15 protein-coding genes and 3 tRNA genes are annotated in these 19,209 nt (G+C 66.4%); 14 read left to right on the top strand and 4 right to left on the bottom strand.

The window, feature by feature from the left end; all coding sequences use genetic code 11:
- Positions 1-62 precede the first annotated feature (62 nt).
- The 11 genes from QTH97_RS05095 (at position 63) to QTH97_RS05045 (ending at position 10,280) form a co-directional block, all read left to right on the top strand.
- The gene (locus tag QTH97_RS05095) at positions 63-944 is read left to right on the top strand and encodes an SPOR domain-containing protein (RefSeq protein ID WP_286566965.1); all 882 of its coding nucleotides are present in this window, start codon (positions 63-65) and stop codon (positions 942-944) included.
- Positions 945-959: 15 nt separating this feature from the next.
- Positions 960-1,445 (top strand): CvpA family protein, encoded by a 486-nt coding sequence (locus QTH97_RS05090; protein WP_286566964.1) that lies wholly within the window; start codon positions 960-962, stop codon positions 1,443-1,445.
- Between the two features lie 12 nt (positions 1,446-1,457).
- Positions 1,458-2,957 (top strand): amidophosphoribosyltransferase, encoded by a 1,500-nt coding sequence (purF, locus tag QTH97_RS05085; RefSeq protein ID WP_286566963.1) that lies wholly within the window; start codon positions 1,458-1,460, stop codon positions 2,955-2,957.
- Positions 2,958-2,967: 10 nt separating this feature from the next.
- Positions 2,968-4,182 (top strand): O-succinylhomoserine sulfhydrylase, encoded by a 1,215-nt coding sequence (locus tag QTH97_RS05080; protein WP_286566962.1) that lies wholly within the window; start codon positions 2,968-2,970, stop codon positions 4,180-4,182.
- Positions 4,179-5,567, top strand: a complete 1,389-nt coding sequence (gene gltX, locus QTH97_RS05075) for a glutamate--tRNA ligase (RefSeq protein ID WP_286566961.1) — start codon at positions 4,179-4,181, stop codon at positions 5,565-5,567. Before QTH97_RS05080 ends, gltX begins: the two co-directional genes overlap by 4 nt.
- Before the next feature lie 35 nt (positions 5,568-5,602).
- Positions 5,603-5,678, top strand: a tRNA-Ala gene (locus QTH97_RS05070).
- A 54-nt stretch (positions 5,679-5,732) separates the two neighbouring features.
- Positions 5,733-5,808, top strand: a tRNA-Glu gene (locus tag QTH97_RS05065).
- 71 nt (positions 5,809-5,879) lie between these two features.
- Positions 5,880-5,956, top strand: a tRNA-Asp gene (locus QTH97_RS05060).
- A gap of 281 nt (positions 5,957-6,237) precedes the next feature.
- Entirely contained in the window at positions 6,238-6,735 is a 498-nt protein-coding gene (locus QTH97_RS05055; RefSeq protein WP_286566960.1) for a flavodoxin family protein, read from the top strand.
- Positions 6,736-6,936: 201 nt separating this feature from the next.
- The gene (locus tag QTH97_RS05050) at positions 6,937-8,601 is read left to right on the top strand and encodes a M30 family zinc metallopeptidase (RefSeq protein WP_286566959.1); all 1,665 of its coding nucleotides are present in this window, start codon (positions 6,937-6,939) and stop codon (positions 8,599-8,601) included.
- 74 nt (positions 8,602-8,675) lie between these two features.
- Positions 8,676-10,280 (top strand): mechanosensitive ion channel family protein, encoded by a 1,605-nt coding sequence (locus QTH97_RS05045; protein ID WP_286566958.1) that lies wholly within the window; start codon positions 8,676-8,678, stop codon positions 10,278-10,280.
- Between the two features lie 4 nt (positions 10,281-10,284).
- Here QTH97_RS05045 and QTH97_RS05040 read toward each other — a convergent pair whose 3' ends face one another.
- Genes QTH97_RS05040 through QTH97_RS05030 form a run of 3 tightly spaced genes read right to left on the bottom strand, consistent with a single transcriptional unit; the run spans position 10,285 to position 15,429 of the window.
- On the bottom strand, positions 10,285-12,270 hold the full coding sequence (locus QTH97_RS05040) for an alkyl/aryl-sulfatase (protein WP_286566957.1): 1,986 nt from the start codon (positions 12,268-12,270) through the stop codon (positions 10,285-10,287).
- A 46-nt stretch (positions 12,271-12,316) separates the two neighbouring features.
- Positions 12,317-13,930 (bottom strand): GMC family oxidoreductase, encoded by a 1,614-nt coding sequence (locus tag QTH97_RS05035; RefSeq protein ID WP_286566956.1) that lies wholly within the window; start codon positions 13,928-13,930, stop codon positions 12,317-12,319.
- Positions 13,931-13,932: 2 nt separating this feature from the next.
- Positions 13,933-15,429 (bottom strand): coniferyl aldehyde dehydrogenase, encoded by a 1,497-nt coding sequence (locus QTH97_RS05030; protein ID WP_286566955.1) that lies wholly within the window; start codon positions 15,427-15,429, stop codon positions 13,933-13,935.
- Positions 15,430-15,626: 197 nt separating this feature from the next.
- On the opposite strand from QTH97_RS05030, the gene QTH97_RS05025 reads away from it, so the two are divergent.
- The gene (locus tag QTH97_RS05025; protein WP_286566954.1) at positions 15,627-16,652 is read left to right on the top strand and encodes an AraC family transcriptional regulator; all 1,026 of its coding nucleotides are present in this window, start codon (positions 15,627-15,629) and stop codon (positions 16,650-16,652) included.
- Between the two features lie 24 nt (positions 16,653-16,676).
- Here QTH97_RS05025 and QTH97_RS05020 read toward each other — a convergent pair whose 3' ends face one another.
- Positions 16,677-17,489 (bottom strand): class I SAM-dependent methyltransferase, encoded by an 813-nt coding sequence (locus tag QTH97_RS05020; RefSeq protein ID WP_286566953.1) that lies wholly within the window; start codon positions 17,487-17,489, stop codon positions 16,677-16,679.
- A gap of 205 nt (positions 17,490-17,694) precedes the next feature.
- Between QTH97_RS05020 and QTH97_RS05015 the strand changes: the two genes are divergently transcribed.
- Entirely contained in the window at positions 17,695-18,228 is a 534-nt protein-coding gene (locus QTH97_RS05015; protein ID WP_286566952.1) for an OsmC family protein, read from the top strand.
- Positions 18,229-18,238: 10 nt separating this feature from the next.
- A complete protein-coding gene (locus QTH97_RS05010; RefSeq protein WP_286566951.1) occupies positions 18,239-19,207 on the top strand; it encodes an AraC family transcriptional regulator in 969 nt (322 codons plus the stop codon).
- Positions 19,208-19,209 lie beyond the last annotated feature (2 nt).

Below are 19,209 nucleotides of genomic sequence, written 5' to 3'. Positions count from 1 at the left end.
AAGCCCTGATTTTTCCGGCGCCTCTCCACCTCACGCTGCACTCCATCAGGAAAACGAATTTCATGGCGTTCTTCAAGTTCCGCACACGCGGTCCTCAGGGCAACGAAGGGCGAAACAGCACGCTCGCCGCACCACCTGCGGAGAGCATCGAAGCGATGCGCCGGCGCGCGCGTCATCGCCTCGTCGGCGCCGCCGTGCTCGTGCTGGTCGGCGTGATCGGCTTCCCCCTGCTGTTCGACACCCAGCCGCGTCCCATTTCGGTCGATATCCCGATCGAGATCCCCGACCGCACGAAGGCCAAGCCCCTCGCACTGCCTTCGACACCCGCTCCCGCGGCTGCCAGCAGCGCCAACACCGGTGCAGGCGCCGCGCCTGCCTCCGGCAGCGGAGGCATGATCACCGAGTCGGCGGACGGCTCCGAGATTCCGCCCGGCAAGCTGCCACCGGCCGCTCCCGCCGTTGAAGCCAGATCGGAGCCGGCGCCCGAAGTGAAGCCGCCGCCGAAGGCAGAGGTCAAGCCCGAATCCAAGCCCAAGCCCGAAGCCAAGGCCGAGGTCAAGCCCAAGCCCGAATCCAAGGCCGACGCCAAACCCGAGCCAAAGCCCGCAGCGCCCAAGCCGGCGCCCGGCGACGACGGTGACCGTGCCCGCGCGCTCCTGGAAGGCAAGGGCGCGTCCGCCACGTCTGCCAAGCCGCCCGCCGCAGCCGACGAAAGCGGCCGCTTCGTGGTCCAGGTCGGTGCCTTCGCGGATGCCGACAAGGCCAAGGAAGTGCGCCAGAAACTCGAAAAGGCCGGACTCAAGACCTATATGCACGTCGCCAAGACGACCGATGGTGAGCGCACGCGTGTGCGTGTCGGCCCCTTCGGCACACGCGCCGAGGCCGACCGTGCCGCGAGCAAGGTCAAGGGCTTGTCATTGCCGGCAGCCGTCCTCAGCTTGTAGGCAGCGCTGACCGACGTGGCCCTGCTCGACTGGATCGCTGTCGCGCTGCTGGTGGTTTCGATGCTGCTGGGGCTGGTGCGGGGCCTGGTGTTCGAGGTGATGCTGCTGGCGGGCTGGGTAGCCGCCTTCCTGTGCGCGCAATGGCTGGCGGAGGATGTGGGACGGTGGTTGCCCTTCGGCGATCCGGCGGCGACGTGGCGCTATGCGGCCGGCTTCGTCCTGGTGTTCGTGGCCGTGGCGTTCGGCGTGGGGATCGTGGCATCGCTCACGCGCAAGCTCGTTGCCGCGATCGGATTGCGCCCGGTGGACCGTGTGCTCGGCGGGGCCTTCGGCGTGATTCGCGGCGCGGTCGCGCTGCTCGCCGCGGCGGTTGTTGTTCATTTGCTGGCGTTGAGCGACAGTGCCTGGTGGCACGAATCGCGAAGCGCCATTGTTCTCGATGCGGCATTGCAGGGCCTGAAACCCGCTTTGCCAGATAAGTTGGCAAGCTACCTGCCCTGAGAGGATCGCTTCATGTGTGGAATCGTCGGCGTTGTCAGCAACGCTCCCGTCAATCAACTGCTCTACGACGCCTTGCTGCTCCTGCAGCATCGCGGCCAGGATGCGGCAGGCATCGTCACGCTCCTGGAACGCAAGTTCTTCATGCACAAGGCCAAGGGCATGGTGCGCGACGTGTTTCGCACGCGCAACATGAGGGCCTTGCCCGGTGACGTCGGGCTGGGCCAGGTGCGCTATCCCACGGCAGGGAATGCCTACAGCGAGGAAGAGGCGCAGCCTTTCTACGTGAATGCACCCTTCGGCATCGTGCTGGTTCACAACGGCAACCTTACCAACGCGCATGCGCTGCGGGCCGAGCTGTTCTCCACCGATCACCGCCACACCAACACGGAGAGCGATTCCGAGGTGCTGCTCAACGTGCTCGCGCATGAAATCGACCGTGCGACACGCGGTGGCGCACTCAATTCCGCGACCCTGTTCGAGGCGGTGCGCAACGTGCACCGGCGCCTGCGCGGCTCCTATGCCGTCGTGGCGCTGATCGCGGGCCACGGCCTGCTGGCGTTCCGCGACCCCTACGGCATCCGTCCGCTCGCGATGGGCCGCAACGCCGACGGTACCGTGATGGTCGCGAGCGAATCCGTAGCGCTCGAAGGCTCCGGCCATGTGTTCGAGCGCAACATCGCGCCGGGCGAAGCGGTGTTCGTCGACCTGCAGGGCCAGGTGCATGCGGAACAGTGCGCCGATACGCCCACGCTCAACCCCTGCATCTTCGAATTCGTGTATCTGGCCCGTCCCGACTCGGTGCTCGACGGCATCTCGGTCTACCAGGCGCGCCTGAACCTGGGCGAGACGCTGGCCAAGCGCGTGGTCTCGACCGTGCCGCCGAGCGAGATCGACGTGATCATCCCGATTCCCGAATCGAGCCGGCCGAGCGCGACGCAACTCGCCCATCTGCTGGGTGTTCCATACCGCGAGGGCTTCGTGAAGAACCGCTACGTGGGTCGCACTTTCATCATGCCGGGGCAGGGCGTTCGCAAGAAGTCGGTGCGCCAGAAGCTCAATGTGATCGGCAGCGAATTCAAGGGCCGCAACGTGCTGCTGGTCGACGACTCGATCGTGCGCGGCACCACCAGCCGCGAGATCGTGCAGATGGCACGCGATGCCGGTGCGCGCAAGGTGTACCTCGCCAGCGCCGCGCCGCCGGTGCGCTACCCGAACGTCTACGGCATCGATATGCCGACCAAGGACGAACTCGTGGCGCACGACCGCACGGTCGAAGAGATCCGCGAACTCATCGGCTGCGACGCGCTCATCTACCAGGATGTCGATGCGATGAAGCGCGCCATCGGTTCGCTCAATCCCAAGCTCGATGGCTTCGATGCATCCTGCTTCGATGGCGTCTACGTGACCGGCGACATCGACACCGAAGCCATCACGCGCATGAACGGCAACCGTCCGCGCGTCGAGGAAACCGAGGAAGACTCGTCGCGCCTCGCGCTGCCCAATCTGAGCTGAAGGGGACAACGTGACCGAACGATCCCTCCCGCCCGGGTTGCACCGCGATACGCTCGCGGTGCGCACCGCGCTCGACCGCAGCCAGTACGGCGAGAACTCCGAGGCGCTCTTTCTGACGAGCAGCTTCGTGCAGCCCGACGCCGAGACTTCGGCTCGCCGCTTCGCCGGCACCGAGGAAGGCTTCACCTACACGCGCACTTCGAATCCGACAGTCGCAAGCTTCGAGCGTCGGCTCGCCGCGCTCGAAGGCACCGAGGCGGCCATTGGCGCATCGAGCGGCATGGGCGCGATCCTCATGATGTGCATGGGGCTGCTGAAGGCCGGCGACCACGTGGTCTGCTCGCGTTCGGTGTTCGGGTCGACGCTCAATCTGATCGGCCGCGAATTCGGCAAGTTCGGTGTCGAGACCACTTTCGTCTCGCAGACCGATGTGGCGGAATGGAAGGCGGCGATTCGCCCGGCCACCAAACTGCTCTTCGCCGAGACGCCGACCAATCCGCTGACCGACGTCTGCGACATCCGCGCCCTGGCCGATCTCGCGCACGACGCGGGCGCGCTGCTGGTGGTCGACAACTGCTTCTGTTCGCCAGCGCTTCAGCGTCCGACCGAATGGGGTGCCGACCTGGTCATCCACTCGGGCACCAAGTACCTCGAAGGACAGGGCCGCGTTCTCGCCGGTGCGATCTGCGGCTCGTCGAAGCTGATCAACGAAGTCTTCGGCCCTGTGGTGCGCACCGCGGGCATGGCACTGTCGCCGTTCAACGCGTGGGTCGTTCTCAAGGGACTCGAAACGCTGGGCATCCGCATGCAGGCGCATTGCGCTGGCGCGCTCGCGCTGGGGCAGTGGCTCGAAACGCAGCCGGGCATTGAGCGTGTCTACTACCCCGGGCTGGCTTCGCATCCGCAGCACGAGTTGGCGATGCGCCAGCAGTCGGGGCAGGGCGGTGCCGTCGTGTCCTTCGACGTGGCGGGCGATGGGCCGGAAATGGCCCGTGCCAATGCCTTCCAGGTGATCGACAGCACGCGCGTTCTCAGCATCACCGCCAACCTCGGCGACACCAAGACCACCATCACCCACCCGGCCACGACCTCGCACGGGCGCCTCACCGAAGCGCAGCGCCAGGCCGCCGGCATCGGTCAGGGCCTGATCCGCGTCGCGGTCGGGCTCGACCACATCGAAGACATCAAGGCCGACCTTTTGCGTGGCCTGAGCACACTGGCATGACACAGAAGACCCGCACCCGATTCGCTCCTTCGCCGACCGGCTTCATCCATCTCGGCAACATCCGCTCCGCGCTCTATCCCTGGGCCTTCGCGCGCTCCACCGGCGGCGACTTCATCCTGCGCATCGAAGACACCGACCTCGAGCGTTCGACGCAAGCTGCGGTCGACGTGATCCTCGAAGGCATGCAGTGGCTGGGCCTCGACCATGACGAAGGCCCGTACTACCAGATGCAGCGCATGGATCGCTACAAGGCGGTCCTGGCGGAACTGCAGGCTGCGGGCGAGGTCTACCCCTGCTACATGAGCGTGGCCGAGCTCGACGCGCTGCGCGAGAAACAGATGGCCGCCAAGGAGAAGCCGCGCTACGACGGCACTTGGCGCCCGGAGCCCGGCAAGACACTGCCGCCGGTGCCCGAAGGCGTCCAGCCCGTGCTGCGCTTTCGCAATCCGCAAGGCGGCGTGGTCGCGTGGGACGACAAGGTCAAGGGACGCATCGAGATCGGTAATGACGAACTCGACGACCTCGTGATTGCGCGCCCCGACGGAACGCCGACCTACAACTTCTGCGTCGTGGTCGATGACATCGACATGGCCATCACGCACGTCATTCGTGGCGACGACCACGTGAACAACACACCGCGCCAGATCAACATCTTCCGCGCGCTCGGCAAGGAGCCGCCGGTGTACGCGCACCTGCCGACCGTGCTCAACGAGCAAGGCGAGAAGATGAGCAAGCGCAATGGTGCGAAGCCCGTCACCCAGTTCCGCGACGAAGGCTTCCTGCCGGATGCGATGGTCAACTACCTCGCGCGCCTCGGCTGGAGCCATGGCGACGACGAGATCTTCTCGCGAGCGCAGTTCATCGAGTGGTTCAACCTCGATCACCTGGGTCGTAGTGCCGCGCAGTTCGACGAGGCGAAGCTGCGCTGGGTCAATGCGCAACACCTGAAGGCGATGGCTGACGATGCGTTGGCGCCGCTGGTCGCTGCGCAATTGCAGAAGCGCGGCATCGGTGCCGATGAACGCCTTCCCGCAATCTGCGGTCTCTTCAAGGATCGCTGCGACACGCTCGTCGCCCTTGCGGATTGGGCTGCGGCCTTCTATGCAGACGTGACGGCGAGCGAGGCCGATCGCGCGCAGCACGTCACTGATGCGGTGCGCCCCGCCATCGCGACGCTGGCCGACAAGCTTTCGACCGCCCCCTGGGAAAAAGTCGCGATTGCATCCGCCATCAAGGAAGTACTGGCCGCGCATGCGCTTAAAATGCCGGCTCTCGCGATGCCTGTGCGCGTGTTGGTGATGGGGACATCACAGACGCCGTCGCTCGATGCAGTGCTCGCGCTTTTTTCTCGCGAAACTATTTTGAAGAGATTGAAGGAGGCCTGATTTTCAGGCTATAATTTGAGGCTCGACACCCACACGGGGGTATAGCTCAGCTGGGAGAGCGCTTGCATGGCATGCAAGAGGTCAGCGGTTCGATCCCGCTTACCTCCACCAAGGTTGTCGAGTAGAAGTAACAAGCGCTGATCGCAGCGCGGTTCCTAAGGTTTTGACCCTATCGTCTAGAGGCCTAGGACACCACCCTTTCACGGTGGCTACCGGGGTTCGAATCCCCGTAGGGTCGCCAGTTTTCACCGCTTGGTGAAGCGGGCACAAGTCGCAGCACTTGGCTCCATATGGAGCGAACGTTGTCTACCAGGAGTGGTAGTTCAGTTGGTTAGAATACCGGCCTGTCACGCCGGGGGTCGCGGGTTCGAGTCCCGTCCACTCCGCCAGAAAAGCGAAAAGCCGTTGCATGTCACTGACCTGCAACGGCTTTTTCCATTGCGACTCAATTGATCGACCTCGCGCGGCAATTTCGCACGTTTGCGCAGCGCCAGTTCAGTCTGGACTCAGGTTCCAGGCATACATTTCCGAGGTCAGTCCGCCGGCGCTGGTAGGGGTCGCCTTGGCGCCCGCCCATCACGGGCGGTTCCCCGATGCCGGCGGCTGTCTTCATTTCCCGGCTCGCTCGATCAATGCGTCGATCACGGGCCGGGCCGCTATGCTGGGCGGCATGACTCCCAAGACGCTGCTCGTGGTCTATCACACGATGACCGGCGGCACTGCACAGATGGCGCAGGCTGCCGCCGAAGGCGCGCGTGACGAGCCCGGCGTGCGTGTGCGTTTGCTGCGTGCGCCGGAGGCGCAGCCCGACGACGTGCTCGGCGCCGACGGCTATGTGTTCGCCACGCCCGAGAACCTCGCCGCGATAGCGGGCCTGATGAAGGACTTCTTCGACCGCTGCTACTACGCCGCGCTCGACCGCGTGAACGGCCGGCCCTACGCCACGCTGGTGTGTGCCGGCAGTGACGGCCAGAACGCCGTCCGGCAGATCGACCGCATTGCGACCGGCTGGCGGCTGCGCAGCGTCGCACCCGCATTGATCGTGTGCACCCATGCGCAGACACCGGAGGCGATCGCGCAGCCCAAGACGATCGGTGTCGACGATCTCGCGCAGTGCCGCGAACTCGGCGCTGCGCTGGCAGCGGGGCTTGCGCTCGGCGTGTACTGACGGCTCCCGACCGCCGCGCGAGCGGCGCGTGGCCGGCCTTTGCCGCGTGACGCCGCTCTTAATTTTTCGCCGCATCTGCCGATATCCGCATGCAACCCGGATTCCCGAACGCCGACTTTTCCTGCGTTCGTCCGGGCTGTGCGACGCGCGACCGGCTTCCGATTTCACGTGTCGCTGAACACATGGAATCAGGAGAAGAAGATGCGCGGCAAAACGCGATTCGAATCGGTGTCCGGCCTGAGCGCACTGGTGGCGGTGGCACTGGCCCTGTCCGCGTGCGGCGGGGGCGGCGGAGGCGGAGGTTCGGCCGCGCCGGCCCCGTCCCCCAAGGCTTCTGCGCCGGCGGGGGACAACGCCGTCAAGGCATCGTGCGCATCGTGCAGCGCACTCGACGACAACACCTACTCGGGGTCGGGCACCGGGATCTGGCAAGGCGCCAATGCATCGAAGGTGCCGGTGGACATTCCGTTGTCCATCTCCGGCCTCAACGGCCAGACGGTGACGCTCGTGCTGACGAACGAAAGTGATGCGGAAGTGCCGCTCCCCGGACTCGTGCTGCGTTCCACGACCGAGCAAGGCCTCATGGCGAACAAGGCGACGGTCCTGGCGAAGGACGAGGTCGCGCTGGCCAGGGACGCGATCAGCGAGTTCAACCGCTCGGGTTTCGCCAGACTGCTGGACCCTGCGTCCAAGCCACCTGCCGCGGTCGCCAAGTCGACCGTGCCGCTGGCGGCGTACGTGCCCAGCGACCAGCGCGACATCTACCTGTATGACTATTCGAAGCGCACCGTGAGGCTCGTTGCGCAGCGCAGCACGAGCGACGGCACGGCCGTGAACCTGTGGGTCGAGTCCGAAGAACTCGGTTCGTCGCGCGTCACAGCCGACATGGCCAACCGCATGGTGGACAAGTTTGCCGGAGCTGGCGGCGTCTACGACATGCTCGTGCGGACCGGCGGCCCGCTCTGGGGCGATCACGACGTGGGTGGCCTGCTGCCGGGCGGCAACCAGCCCGTCGACATCTTCTTCGTGAACTTCGACCGCAACAGCCGGCCCTATGGCCTCGTGGGCTACTTCTGGGCCTTGAACAACTTCGTCAAGGGCAGCGGCGACCTGGCCTACAGCAACGAGTCACTGGGCCTGTACCTGGACTCCGAGTCCCTCTACCTCGACGGCGCGGGCGGCGTGAAACAGATGGCGACGGTCATGGTGCATGAGGGCATGCACATGCAGAACTTCTACCGCCGCGGCGTGAAGATGGGCTCGGCCTACAGCTTCGAACCATGGCTGGAGGAGATGTCCGCGATGATGATGGAGGACTGGGCAAGCCTGTCGATCGACCCGAGCCACAACGCCATTCGCGACTCGCGCTATCCCAACTACCTGCGCGACGCCGACAGCTACAGCTGCACCCTGACCGCGTGGAAGCCGTGCGAGAGCTATGCGCTGACCGGCTCCTTCGGCGGCTTCCTGAATCGCCAGCTCGGACTGGCCTTCTACAAGGCGCTGCTGACGAGCGCGGGCATCAAGGACTCGGCCGGCATCCTCGACAGCGCGATCAAGTCGCAGCGGCCGGATTCCGGCATCGGGCAGGAAATGCGCCGCTTCACCGCGGCATCGGCGGGCGTCGTTCCCCTGAACGCCGGCATCGTCGAATACAGCATGCCGGCCCGCAGCGAGGGCGGCTTCAGCCTGCCGGCGATCGACCCGCTGACCCTCGGCCGAGGCAACCGGGCCCTGCCGCAGGCGGTGCCGGCCAAGCTGGAGAAGCTGGCGAGCTTCCCGGCGGTTCGCTCGAACGTGGCGGGCACCTATAGCGAGACGGTTCGCGTGCCGCCTGGCACGACGCTCTCGGTCGTCATCAACTAGCGGCTTTCCATCACCAAAGTGCACTTGCGCGACCGTGGCGGATGTGCATCATCAGGCGTTTCAGGAAGCAACACTTGAGCGTTCCTCGACTCGCCGAAGCCCTGGGGCGGTTCCTCATCCTGTGGACCGTCGCCACTGCGCTGATGCTGATCGGCGGCGTCGCGCATTCCGATGAAGCCCATCCGCCGGGCGCAACGCTGACGGTGGCGAATCGCCCGGTGTTCGTGTTTCGCGTGCCGGCCTTCGGGCTTTCTCCGCAGCAACGGGCGGCCCGCGCGGTCGAGCGCATCGGGAATCTGCCGACGTCGCTCCTCAGGTCGCCCATCGAGGTGTCGAGCTTCACGCACGAAGGCACGCCGGGGTACGCCGTGATGATCGAGGGCGAGGCGCTGTTCTCCCTGTTTCCCGGTGATCTGGAGCCTGGCGATCCGCCGCTCGCGCAGGTCTCGGCGAACGCCGCCCGGCGGTTGCACGAAGCCTTGCTGGCGCGCTGGGAGCAGGGAAGCGCGCGACAGTTCGGCATCGCCGTCGCGTGGACTGCGCTTGCGACGCTGATCCTCGTACTCGTGATCGTCGCGCTGCAACGCATTGCGCGCCTGATCGCCAAGCGGACGCTGGCGGTGCGCGAACGTGCGTCGAATCGCCCCTTGCTCGACTGGCGGCGCATCCTGGTATCCGTTGTGGCCCACGTGATCCATTGGATCAAGATCGCCTTCGGCCTCGTGGCGGTCTACATCTGGCTGGCTTTCACGCTGACCCGATTTCCCTATACGCAGCCCTGGGGCGATACGCTGGGAAGTTCGCTGATCCGGCTCGCGGGCCGCGTCTTGCTGGCCGTGCTGCACGCGCTTCCCGATCTGGCCACGGTCGCCGTCATCTTCCTGATCGCGCACCTCAGCGTGAGGGGCCTGCATGCGATGTTCGACGCGGCGAGGTCTCGCGGCGTCACGTCAGTGGCGTTCCAGGCGGACACCATCGGCGCCACGCGACGGGTCACCGCCGGGCTCGTGTGGGTCTTCGCGCTGGTGGTCGCCTATCCGTACCTGCCGGGGTCCGAAACGGATGCGTTCAAGGGTGTCAGCGTCTTCTTCGGCGTGCTGGTGACGCTGGGCTCCTCGGGCCTGGTGTCGCAGGTGATGGCAGGCTTCGTGCTGATCTATTCGCGCGCCCTCCGCGCGGGCGACTGGGTGCAGATCGGCGATTCGGAAGGCTACGTCGTGGACCTCGGCGCGCTCTCGACCAAGCTGCGCACGCGCCTGGACCAGGAGATCACATTGCCGAACTCGGTGGTCATCGGCACGCGCATCGTCAACCAGAGCGATACCCGGAAGGCGCCCGGCGTGTCGCTGTCGACCTCGGTGACCATCGGCTACGACTCTCCATGGCGCCAGGTCCATGCCATGCTCGAGATGGCCGCGAAGCGCACGCCGGACCTTCTCGAAGTGCCCGAGCCGACCGTGCGGCAGATCCGGCTGCAGGACTTCTACGTGGAGTACGAGCTCAACGTCTTCATGCGGGTCGGCGCGTTCAAGTTCGATGTGCTCTCCGCGTTGCACGCCAACATCCAGGACGTCTTCAACGAATACGGCGTGCAGATCATGTCGCCGAACTTCGTGACGCAGCCCGACGCGCCGGTCCTGGTGCCGAAGGACCGGTGGCGTGCGCCACCGGCCAAATGAAGGCTCAGGGCGTGACGATGTTGAAGTAGGGGTCGAAGGTCTCGACGTTCGCGAAGACGGCGGCGAGCACCTTGGGGTCGCCTTCGACCTTCACCATGCCGGCCTGGACCAGATCGGGCAGCTTCTTGCCCTGCAACAGCATGGCCAGGAACGCCGGGCGAGTCAGCGTGAGCTTGACGTCAGGATTCTTGAGGATGCGGCCCTTGGTGTTGTTGAGCACCGAGTTCGAGAGTTCGAGCGCCCAGGTCTGGTTGAGGTCCGTGAACTCCATGCTGATCGCCGCCTTCATGCCGTCCGTCTTCTCGTGGTTGAGGCGAAGCGCGATGTAGTCGAACAGCAGTTCCTGGTCCATGCCGCGCACGACGTCGGGGCCCTGGGTCGAGGTCGGCGGCTTGAGGTTGCCGTCACGCAGCTCCTTCGCGGCCACGAGGTACGCATTGCGCCATGTGCCTGCCTCCGCCTGGTAGCCGAGCTGCTCGAGCGTGTCGGCCTGCAGCGCGCGCGCCACGGCGCTGTCCGGGTTGGCGAAGACGACGTGGTTCACCAGCTCGGCCACCCAGCGGTAGTCGCCCGCGTCGAAGGCCTTGCGCGCGGTGGCCAGAACGGCGGCCTCGCCGCCCATTGCCGCGACATAGCGTTTGGCCGTCTCGGTCGGCGGCAGCTTGTTCAGGCTGGCCGGATTGGCGTCGTAGTAGCCGAGGTAGAAGTTGTAGACCGCGCGCAGGTTGTGGCTGAGAGTGCCGTAGTAGCCGCGCGAACTCGCGTCCGTTGCCAGGCCCTTGGGGAAGAACCCGGCGTCGCCGATCTCGTCCATCGTCTGGCCCTTGTTGGCCATGTTGATGGCCTGGTCGTGGATGAAGCGGTAGGTGTCGCGCTGGTTCGCCATGTACTGGCGGATGTTGTCTCCGCCCCAGGTCGGCCAGTGGTGGCTCGCGAAGGCGACCTCCACGTCCGGGTACAGGTCCATGGTCTCGTTGGCGTACTTGCTCCACGCGAGCGCGTCGCGCATCTTCGCGCCGCGGATGGTGTACACGTTGTGCATGTGCTTGGTCAGCACCTCGGAGAGGCAGAGCGCCTTCTTGTCCGGGAAATAGAACATCATCTCCGAAGGCGCCTCGGAACCCTGTGCCATCTGGAACACGATGCGCACGCCGTCGACGGTCATCTCCTGGCCGGTCTTGCTGACGAGGTCGGTCGGCGGAATCAGGCCGATGGTGCCGCTGCTGAGCGCCTTGCCCAGGCCGCTGCCCACGCCTTGGCGTTCGTTGGCGTCCAGCCCTGCGCCGAACTGGTAGGTCGCGCGGCGGGTCATGGCGTTTCCGGCGAGCACGTTCTCCGCCACGGCGCTGTCCATGAAGCCTTCTGGCGCGATGACCTTGACCTTGCCGGCCTGCACGTCGGCCTCGTTGATCACGCCGCGCACGCCGCCGTAATGGTCGGCGTGGCTGTGCGTGTAGATCACCGCGACCACGGGCTTCTTGCTGCCGAGCTTCTCCATGGCAAAGGCCATGGTGGCGCGTGCGATCTCGGCGGTGAGCATCGTGTCGATCACGATCCAGCCGGTCTTGCCCTCTACCAGCGTGATGTTGGCGATGTCGTAGCCGCGAATCTGGTAGATGCCGTCCGTGACCTTGAAGAGTCCGCGGGCGTTGTTGAGCTTTTCCTGCCGCCAGAGACTGGGGTTCACCGTGGCGGGCGCGTCGCCCTTGACGAAGTCGAACCGGTTCGCGTCCCACACCAGCTTGCCCTCGGCTGTCTTCACCAGGGGGTCGGGCAGGGTCGCGATCAGGCCGCGCGTGGCGTCCTCGAAGTCGCGCCGGTCATTGAACGCCATGCTTCGGGCGACGGCCTGGTTGGCGCGCTCGGTTGCCGCAGTCGCGGGCTTCGGCGCGGAGACCGGGCCGTCGTGCACTTGTGCGAAGGCCCCGGGGCCCGATGCGAAGGCGGATGCGATGAGGGCGGCGACGACGCCGCGGGTGCTGGTTTTCACGGGTGTTTTCTCTGCGTTCTTGAATGGATTGCCGACCGCGGTGCGATCAGGCCCGCCTGTCGGCGCGGATCATGTCCGCGGCCTTCTCGCCGATCATGATGGTCGGTGCGTTGGTGTTGCCGCCGCAAAGGGTCGGCATGATCGATGCGTCGACCACACGCAGGCGCTCGACGCCGTGCACGCGAAGCCGCTCGTCGACCACCGACGTTGCATCGCTCGCCACGCCCATCTTGCAGGTGCCCACAGGGTGGTATTGCGTGTCGGCGCGGTTGCGGATGTCGTCCGCGATGGCGGCTGTGTCGTTGCGATCGACGGGGTAGAGCATCTTTCCGCGATAGGCGTCGAAGGGGCTCGCTTGCAGGATGTCCATCTGCATCTGCACGCCCTTGACCAGCAGGTCGAGGTCGCGCTCGTCGTCCAGGAACTTCGGGTCGATCAGCGGTGCGGCATGCGGATCGCGGCTCGCCAGCTTCACGCTGCCGCGGCTGTGCGGGCGCAGCACTTCGATGTGGCAAGAGTAGCCGTGGCCCATGTGCAGCTTGCGGCTGTGGTCGTCGACGATGGCCACCACGAAGACCATCTGCAGGTCCGGAACGGACACGTCGGGCGATGAGCGCACGAATGCGCCGGACTCGGCAAAGTTGGTGGTGACGAGCCCGGTGCGGTGCTTCTTCCACTCCGGTATCGCGCGGGCCACCTTCAGGCCGCCGCGCAGGGAGAGCCCGAAGGTCGGTGAATCGCTGCGGGCGCGATAGGTCTGTACATGGTCGATGTGATCCTGCAGGTTCTCGCCGACGCCTTGCAGGTCTTGCACCAGCCGTATGCCCATCCGCTGCAAGGCCGCACCGGGCCCGATACCCGAGAGCATCAGCAATTGGGGCGAGCCGAAGGCGCCGGACGAAAGGATCACCTCGCGCCGTGCGCGCACCTGCTTCTCGGCGCCGTTCGCCGAGTAGGTGACGCCTTGCGCGCGCCGGCCATCGAAGTCGATGCGCAAGCTCGGCGCGTTCGTCTTCACCACCAGGTTCGGGCGCGACAGGTTGGGCGTGATGTAGCCCTTGGCCGCGCTGCAGCGTTCGCCGTTCTTCTGCGTGACCTGGTACATGAAGGAGCCGAACTGCTCGGCGCCGTTGTAGTCGGCCACGTTGGGCACGCCCTTCATCGCCGCCGCCGCCAGGAAGGCCTTGTTCAACGCGCTGGGGCTGCGAAGCTCCGCGACGTTGAGCGGGCCGCCCGTGCCGTGGTAGCTGCATGGGCCATGGGTCTCGTTGTGCTCGGCGCGCTTGAAATAAGGCAGCACCTCCTCGTACGACCAGCCCGGATTGCCGAGCGAGGACCAGTGGTCGTAGTCCCAGCGATGGCCCCGCACGTAGAGCATCGCGTTGGTCGAACTCGAGCCACCCAGCACCTTGCCGCGCGGCTGGTAGCCCCGGCGCCCGTTGAGTCCCTTCTGCGGCACGGTCTTGAAGGCCCAGTTCTTGTTAGGGAGCGGCAGCATGGTCACGACGCCGGCGGGCGCGTGGATGAACACGCTGCTGTCCGTGGGGCCGGCTTCCAGCAGGCAGACCGTCACGTCGCGGTCCTCGCTCAGGCGCGACGCCACGACGCAGCCGGCCGAGCCGCCCCCTACGACGACGTAGTCGAATTCCTCGATGCTCATGCTCAATCTTTTCTGGTTGCCGGTGTGGTGCGCGATGCCGTCAGCCTGGGGTCGCCATGGCCGAGGAAGAACTTCAGCGCCAGTCGCTGGACGAATGATCCGTAGGGCGGGTAGAAGAGGTCGATCGGAAAGAAGCGCTGGCGCTGAAACACGGTCTTCGCATGCGACAGCTCGCGGAAGCCTTCCTCGCCGTGGTAGGTGCCCATGCCTGAATTGCCGATGCCGCCGAAGGGCGCATCGTGGTTCACCACCTGCCAGCCCCAGTCGTTGACGGCAACGCCGCCCGAGTGCGTGCGGCGCAGCAACTCGTCGCGCTCGCCGCCGTCGTGGCTGAAGCAGTACAGGGCCAGCGGGCGAGGGCGTTCGTTGATGAAGGCAATGGCGTCTTCCATCGTGTCGTAGGGCACAACGGGCAGGATGGGGCCGAACAGCTCCTCCTGCATCACCCGCATGTCGGGCGTCATGCCCGTCACGATGTGCAGGGGCATCTGGCGTCCTTTGCCGGCAGGCAGGGGAGCGCACGCTTCGACCCTGGCGCCCTTGGCGCGGGCGTCGTCCAGCAACGACTGCACGCGCTGGAATTGCCGGTCGTTCACCACGGCGGTGTAGTTCGCGTTGCCGTCGGTGCGGTTGTCGTAGAAGCGGCCGAAGGTGCGCCGCACGCCCGCGATGAAATCGTCGACTCTTTCGCGCGGCACCAGCGCGTAATCGGGCGATACGCAGATCTGCCCGCAGTTGGCCGACTTGCCGTGGGTGATGCGGGTGGCCGCATCGCCCACCGGGTAGTTGCGCGTGACCAGCGCCGGGGACTTTCCGCCGAGTTCGAGCGTGACCGGCGTCAGGTTGTCCGCCGCGGTGCGCATCACGATGCGGCCCACGGCTGGCGAGCCGGTGAACACGATGTGATTGAAGGGCAGCGAGGTGAAGACGTTGGGGTCGGGAAGCTCCTCCCCCACCACGGCGACAAGGTCCTCGGGGAACACTTCGCCCAGCAGGGCCTTGAGCGCCGCATTGGTCGCTGGCGTGACCTCCGGCATCTTGATCATCACCCGGTTGCCCGCCGTGAGCGCCGCCGTGAGCGGACCCAGCGCCAGGTAGATCGGGAAGTTCCACGGCACGATCACGCCGACCACGCCCTTGGGCTGGTAGCGCACCTCGACGCGGTTGCTGAGGAAGAGCAACTCCGTCGAGCGGCGGCTGCGCTTCATCCAGCGGCGCACATGCGAGATCGCGTGGTTGAGTTCAAGCATCGAACCCAGCATGTCGAGCATCTTCGATTCGGCTTCGGAGCGGAAGCTGAAGTCCTTGCTCATGGCCTCGGCCAGCACGTCCTGGTAACGCTGGACCTGGTTCTTCAGGGTCTTGAGGCGCGCCCGTCGCTCATCGACGCCGGGGTAGGGCTGCTGGCCGAAAGCCGCTTGTTGCGCGGCAAAGATGCGCAGCACGCGCTCGTTCGCCGCGGCTGCGGCTGCATGCCGCATGTCTGTGGTGTCGTTCAAACGTGTCTCCTGGGTCTTCGCGGTCCGATCGAGGGAGCGCCGCGCCGCGCCTTCGAATTTAGGGCTTCCCCGGGGGAACGCCTAGGTTCAAGTTCGACACATTCGGGTGAAAATCTGCCAAGACATCCGCCCCCAAGACTGTTCCGATCACCGTGCCAAGAGAAGCCCCCGCCAGCAGACCGGCTGCGCCGCGCATCGTGAGCCGCTACGGAAGCGACCTGGATGCGCCGACGCACAGCATGCTGGGGCTGGCGGCGCTGGTCGATGCGCTGGCGGACCTCGGCGTCGGTGCCGACGTCCTGTTCGCGGGAACGGGCATCGCCCCGGAAGCCATCGCCGATCCGGAGGCGCGCATCTCGCACCGGCAGAAGATCGCGCTGTTCGGCAACGTGATGCGCATGAGCCCCGAACCGGCGATCGGCCTGATCGCGGGGCAGCGCCAGCGCATCTCGGATTTCGGCGTCTTCGGCTACGCGGTGCTGACCAGCGCGACCATGGCCGATGCGGTCACCTTCGGCATCCAGCACGTGCGGCTGGCCGGGCCCGTACTTGAAAAGCGCTTTCGGGTCGAGGGCGACGTGGCCATTTTCGAGGGGCACGACGTCATGGCGCTGGGGCCGCTGCTTCCGCTGGCGACGGAGTTCTGGTTCAGCTCGATCCATGCCCTGGTCTGCCGCGTTCTGGAGCGGCCCTACGAGAGCCGCCGGCTCCTGCTGCCCTATCCGGCGCCGTCGTACGCGGCGCGTTACGAAGAGGTGATGCTGTGTCCCGTGGAGTTCGACGCGGGCGTCATGCAATGGGAATTCGATGCGGCGATGCTGAGCTTGCCGCTGCCCAACGCCAACCCGATCACCGCGGATGTGTGCGCGAGTTTCTGTGCCCGCATGCTCGAAGACATCGGCCAGGAGCATGCGCTGGTGAAGACGATCAAGGAGGCGTGCCTGAACCGGATGGACGACCTGCCGCGTGCCGAGCAGATGGCCGAGCAGCTGCATCTGTCGACGCGTACGCTGCACCGCCGCCTGGTCGACGCGGGCACCAGTTACCAGGCCATCATCGACGGCATCCGCGAGCGGCTTGCCATCGAGTTCCTCGAGCGCACGGACCTGTCTGTCGACGAGATCGCCGATCGCAGCGGCTTCTCCGATGTGTCGAACTTCCGCAAGGCCTTCAAGAAGTGGACCGGCCAGACGCCCGCCTACTTCCGCGATCGCGGTCGTTGACGGGCTCGGCCCGCAGCGGCGGGTTCAGCGCCGCGTGACCACTATTTCCAGGTAGTCGCTGGGCACGACCAGCGATTCGGCGCCGGCGCGGTTCAAGCGGTTCAGCAACTCGGTCAGGTCCTTTTCCAGCGCGGCCGCGCCGTCGGCAGGCAGGGCCGCGAAGGCCTTGTGCACCGGCCCGTACCAGTCGCGGAAGACTTCGATGAAATGGGCAGCCGAGCGGTAGCGGAAGTTGAACTGTCGCGGTGTCACCGCGATGGCGGCCGCTTCGTCGCCGAAGAGCTTGTGCAGGTGGGATTCCACGCCCCACAGCGAGGGTGGCTGGACCCCCGCTGGCGGCGGCAGATGGCGACCGAGCGTCTTGAACATCTGTCCGATGAAGCCTTCCGGCGTCCAGTTGGCCAGGCCGATCCGGCCGCCGGAGCGGCACACCCGCGCCATCTCGGCGGCGGCCTTGGCCTGATCTGGCGAAAACATCACGCCGAATGTCGACAACACGACGTCGAAGCTCGCCTTCTCGAAGGGCAGCGCTTCGGCGTCGGCTTCCAGGAATGTCACTTGCAGGTGTTCCGCCTTCGCCCGCTCGGCGCCGCGTTCGAGCAGGCTGCCCACGTAGTCCGTCGAGGTCACGCGGGCGCCGCGCCGTGCCGCGGCCAGCGTGGCATTGCCGTTGCCGGCGGCGACATCGAGCACGCTTTCATCCCAGCGGATGTCACAGGCTTCCGCCAATTGCTCGCCGACGAGTTGAAGCGTGGTGCCGATCACGGCGTAGTCGCCGCTCGCCCAGGCTGCCATCTGGCGGGTCTTCACGGCGCTGAAATCAATGGGTGCGTTCATCTCTCGAGGCTCCTTGTGAATGAGGCCCCACTGTCGCGCGCAGGGCGGGTCCCTGTCCTGCCTGTGCGTCGGCGATGCCTGTCCGATCGTCCGCGGGTGCCGCGCGAGAGCCTCCCGGCCAACCGGCATAGGTCGTATCGCACGTTGGCGCGAAGGCGCGGCGAGCCCAGAATGGCAGGCATCCAGCCCGTATGGAGAGCAACTCATGGCAGCAGCAGACATCGCGGCGGCATGCCAGCGCGTGGAATCGGTGTTGCAGCGGCGTCCCGAGGCCGGCCTCCACGACGACGCGCCGGCCACGGCACGGTGGAGCGATGGCCTGCGGGTCGTCTCCAGCCACGCAAACGGCACGCAGGTCGAGACCGACATGCCCGCGGAAGTCGGCGGCAGCGGCGACCGGGTTTCGCCGGGCTGGATGCTGCGAGCGGGCTGGGCGTCGTGCACGGCCACCTGCGTTGCCATGGCCGCCGCCGCGAAGGGGATCGAACTCACATCGCTCGAGGTTCGCGCCAGCAGCCGCTCGGACCTGCGCGGCCTCCTCGGCATGGCCGGCCCGGATGACGAGCCGGTGTATGCCGGACCCTGCGACATGCAGATGCACGTACGGATCTCGGCCCGCGGCGTTGCGGCCGACCTGCTGCGAGCGCTGGTCGAGGAAAGCTACCGCAGTTCGCCGATGGCCTGCGCCGTGCAGGACGCCTTGCCGGTGAGCTTGCACGTCGACGCCAACGCAGACTGAGGACCACGCCGTGGATGCCTTGTCGGAAACCCTTCGCGTCGTGCGGCTGGTCGGCGCCATCTTCATCAACGCCCGGTTCACCGCGCCGTGGTGCTACCAGTCGCCGCGGGCGGACACGGTGGCGCCGGTGCTGGAGCCCGGTGCCGAACGGGTGGTGATCTTTCACCTGATCACCGACGGCGAGTGCTATGTCGAGATGGCCAACGAGCTGCCGGTGCGCCTCGTCGCGGGCGACGCCATCGTTTTTCCCCAGGGCGACGCGCATCGCATGACGTCACAGCCCGGCCTTCCGCCTGCCACGGGGGGACGGCTGGACCGGGTGCTCGCGCGTCGCCCGCGCCAGTTGGACTACGGCGGCGGCGGCCCCGCCACACGGCTGGTGTGCGGCTACTTGGCCTGCGATGCGCGGCTCGCGGGCATGCTGTTGACGGGCCTGCCGCCCCTGGTCAGGGTGAACGTGCGCGGATCGAATGCGGGCGCCTGGCTCGAAGCGTCCGTCCGCTATGCGCTGGCCGAAGCGCGCTCGCCCCGGCCGGGCGGCGCCGGTGTGCTGTCCAAGCTGGCCGAAGTGCTCTTCATCGAAGTCCTGCGCCTCTACATGAACGAGCAGAGCGAAGGCCGGACCGGGTGGCTCGCAGGCGTGGGCGACCGCGTCGTCGGCGCCGCCTTGAATGCGATGCACAAGAATCCCGCACACGCATGGTCGCTGGATGAGCTGGCGCGCACGGCCAGCAGTTCGAGGTCGGTGCTGGCCGAACGATTCCAGCAACTGGTCGGCAGTTCGCCGATGCAATACCTGACGCAATGGCGCATGCTGCTGGCCGCCAATCTGCTGAGCCGCAGCAACGCGCCGCTGGCGAGCATTGCGGAAGATGTGGGCTACCAGACCGACACGGCCTTCAGCAGGGCGTTCCGGCGCGAGTACGGGGCACCGCCCGCTGCCTGGCGCAGGAGCCAGACGATGCGCGTGCAGGCCTGAGG

The organism is Variovorax gracilis, assembly GCF_030317115.1.
Lineage (GTDB): Bacteria > Pseudomonadota > Gammaproteobacteria > Burkholderiales > Burkholderiaceae_C > Variovorax > Variovorax gracilis.
Note: the sequence above shows the minus strand (reverse complement) of the source record. Positions and strands in the feature narration are given on the sequence as shown.

What these genes read in the sequence shown, in the direction of transcription:
- QTH97_RS05095 (WP_286566965.1), top strand. Translation starts at nt 63, where the DNA reads ATGGCGTTCTTCAAGTTCCGCACACGCGGTCCTCAGGGCAACGAAGGG.
- purF (WP_286566963.1), top strand. Translation starts at nt 1,458, where the DNA reads ATGTGTGGAATCGTCGGCGTTGTCAGCAACGCTCCCGTCAATCAACTG.
- gltX (WP_286566961.1), top strand. Translation starts at nt 4,179, where the DNA reads ATGACACAGAAGACCCGCACCCGATTCGCTCCTTCGCCGACCGGCTTC.
- QTH97_RS05055 (WP_286566960.1), top strand. Translation starts at nt 6,238, where the DNA reads ATGACTCCCAAGACGCTGCTCGTGGTCTATCACACGATGACCGGCGGC.
- QTH97_RS05050 (WP_286566959.1), top strand. Translation starts at nt 6,937, where the DNA reads ATGCGCGGCAAAACGCGATTCGAATCGGTGTCCGGCCTGAGCGCACTG.
- QTH97_RS05035 (WP_286566956.1), bottom strand. Translation starts at nt 13,930, where the DNA reads ATGAGCATCGAGGAATTCGACTACGTCGTCGTAGGGGGCGGCTCGGCC.
- QTH97_RS05020 (WP_286566953.1), bottom strand. Translation starts at nt 17,489, where the DNA reads ATGAACGCACCCATTGATTTCAGCGCCGTGAAGACCCGCCAGATGGCA.
- QTH97_RS05015 (WP_286566952.1), top strand. Translation starts at nt 17,695, where the DNA reads ATGGCAGCAGCAGACATCGCGGCGGCATGCCAGCGCGTGGAATCGGTG.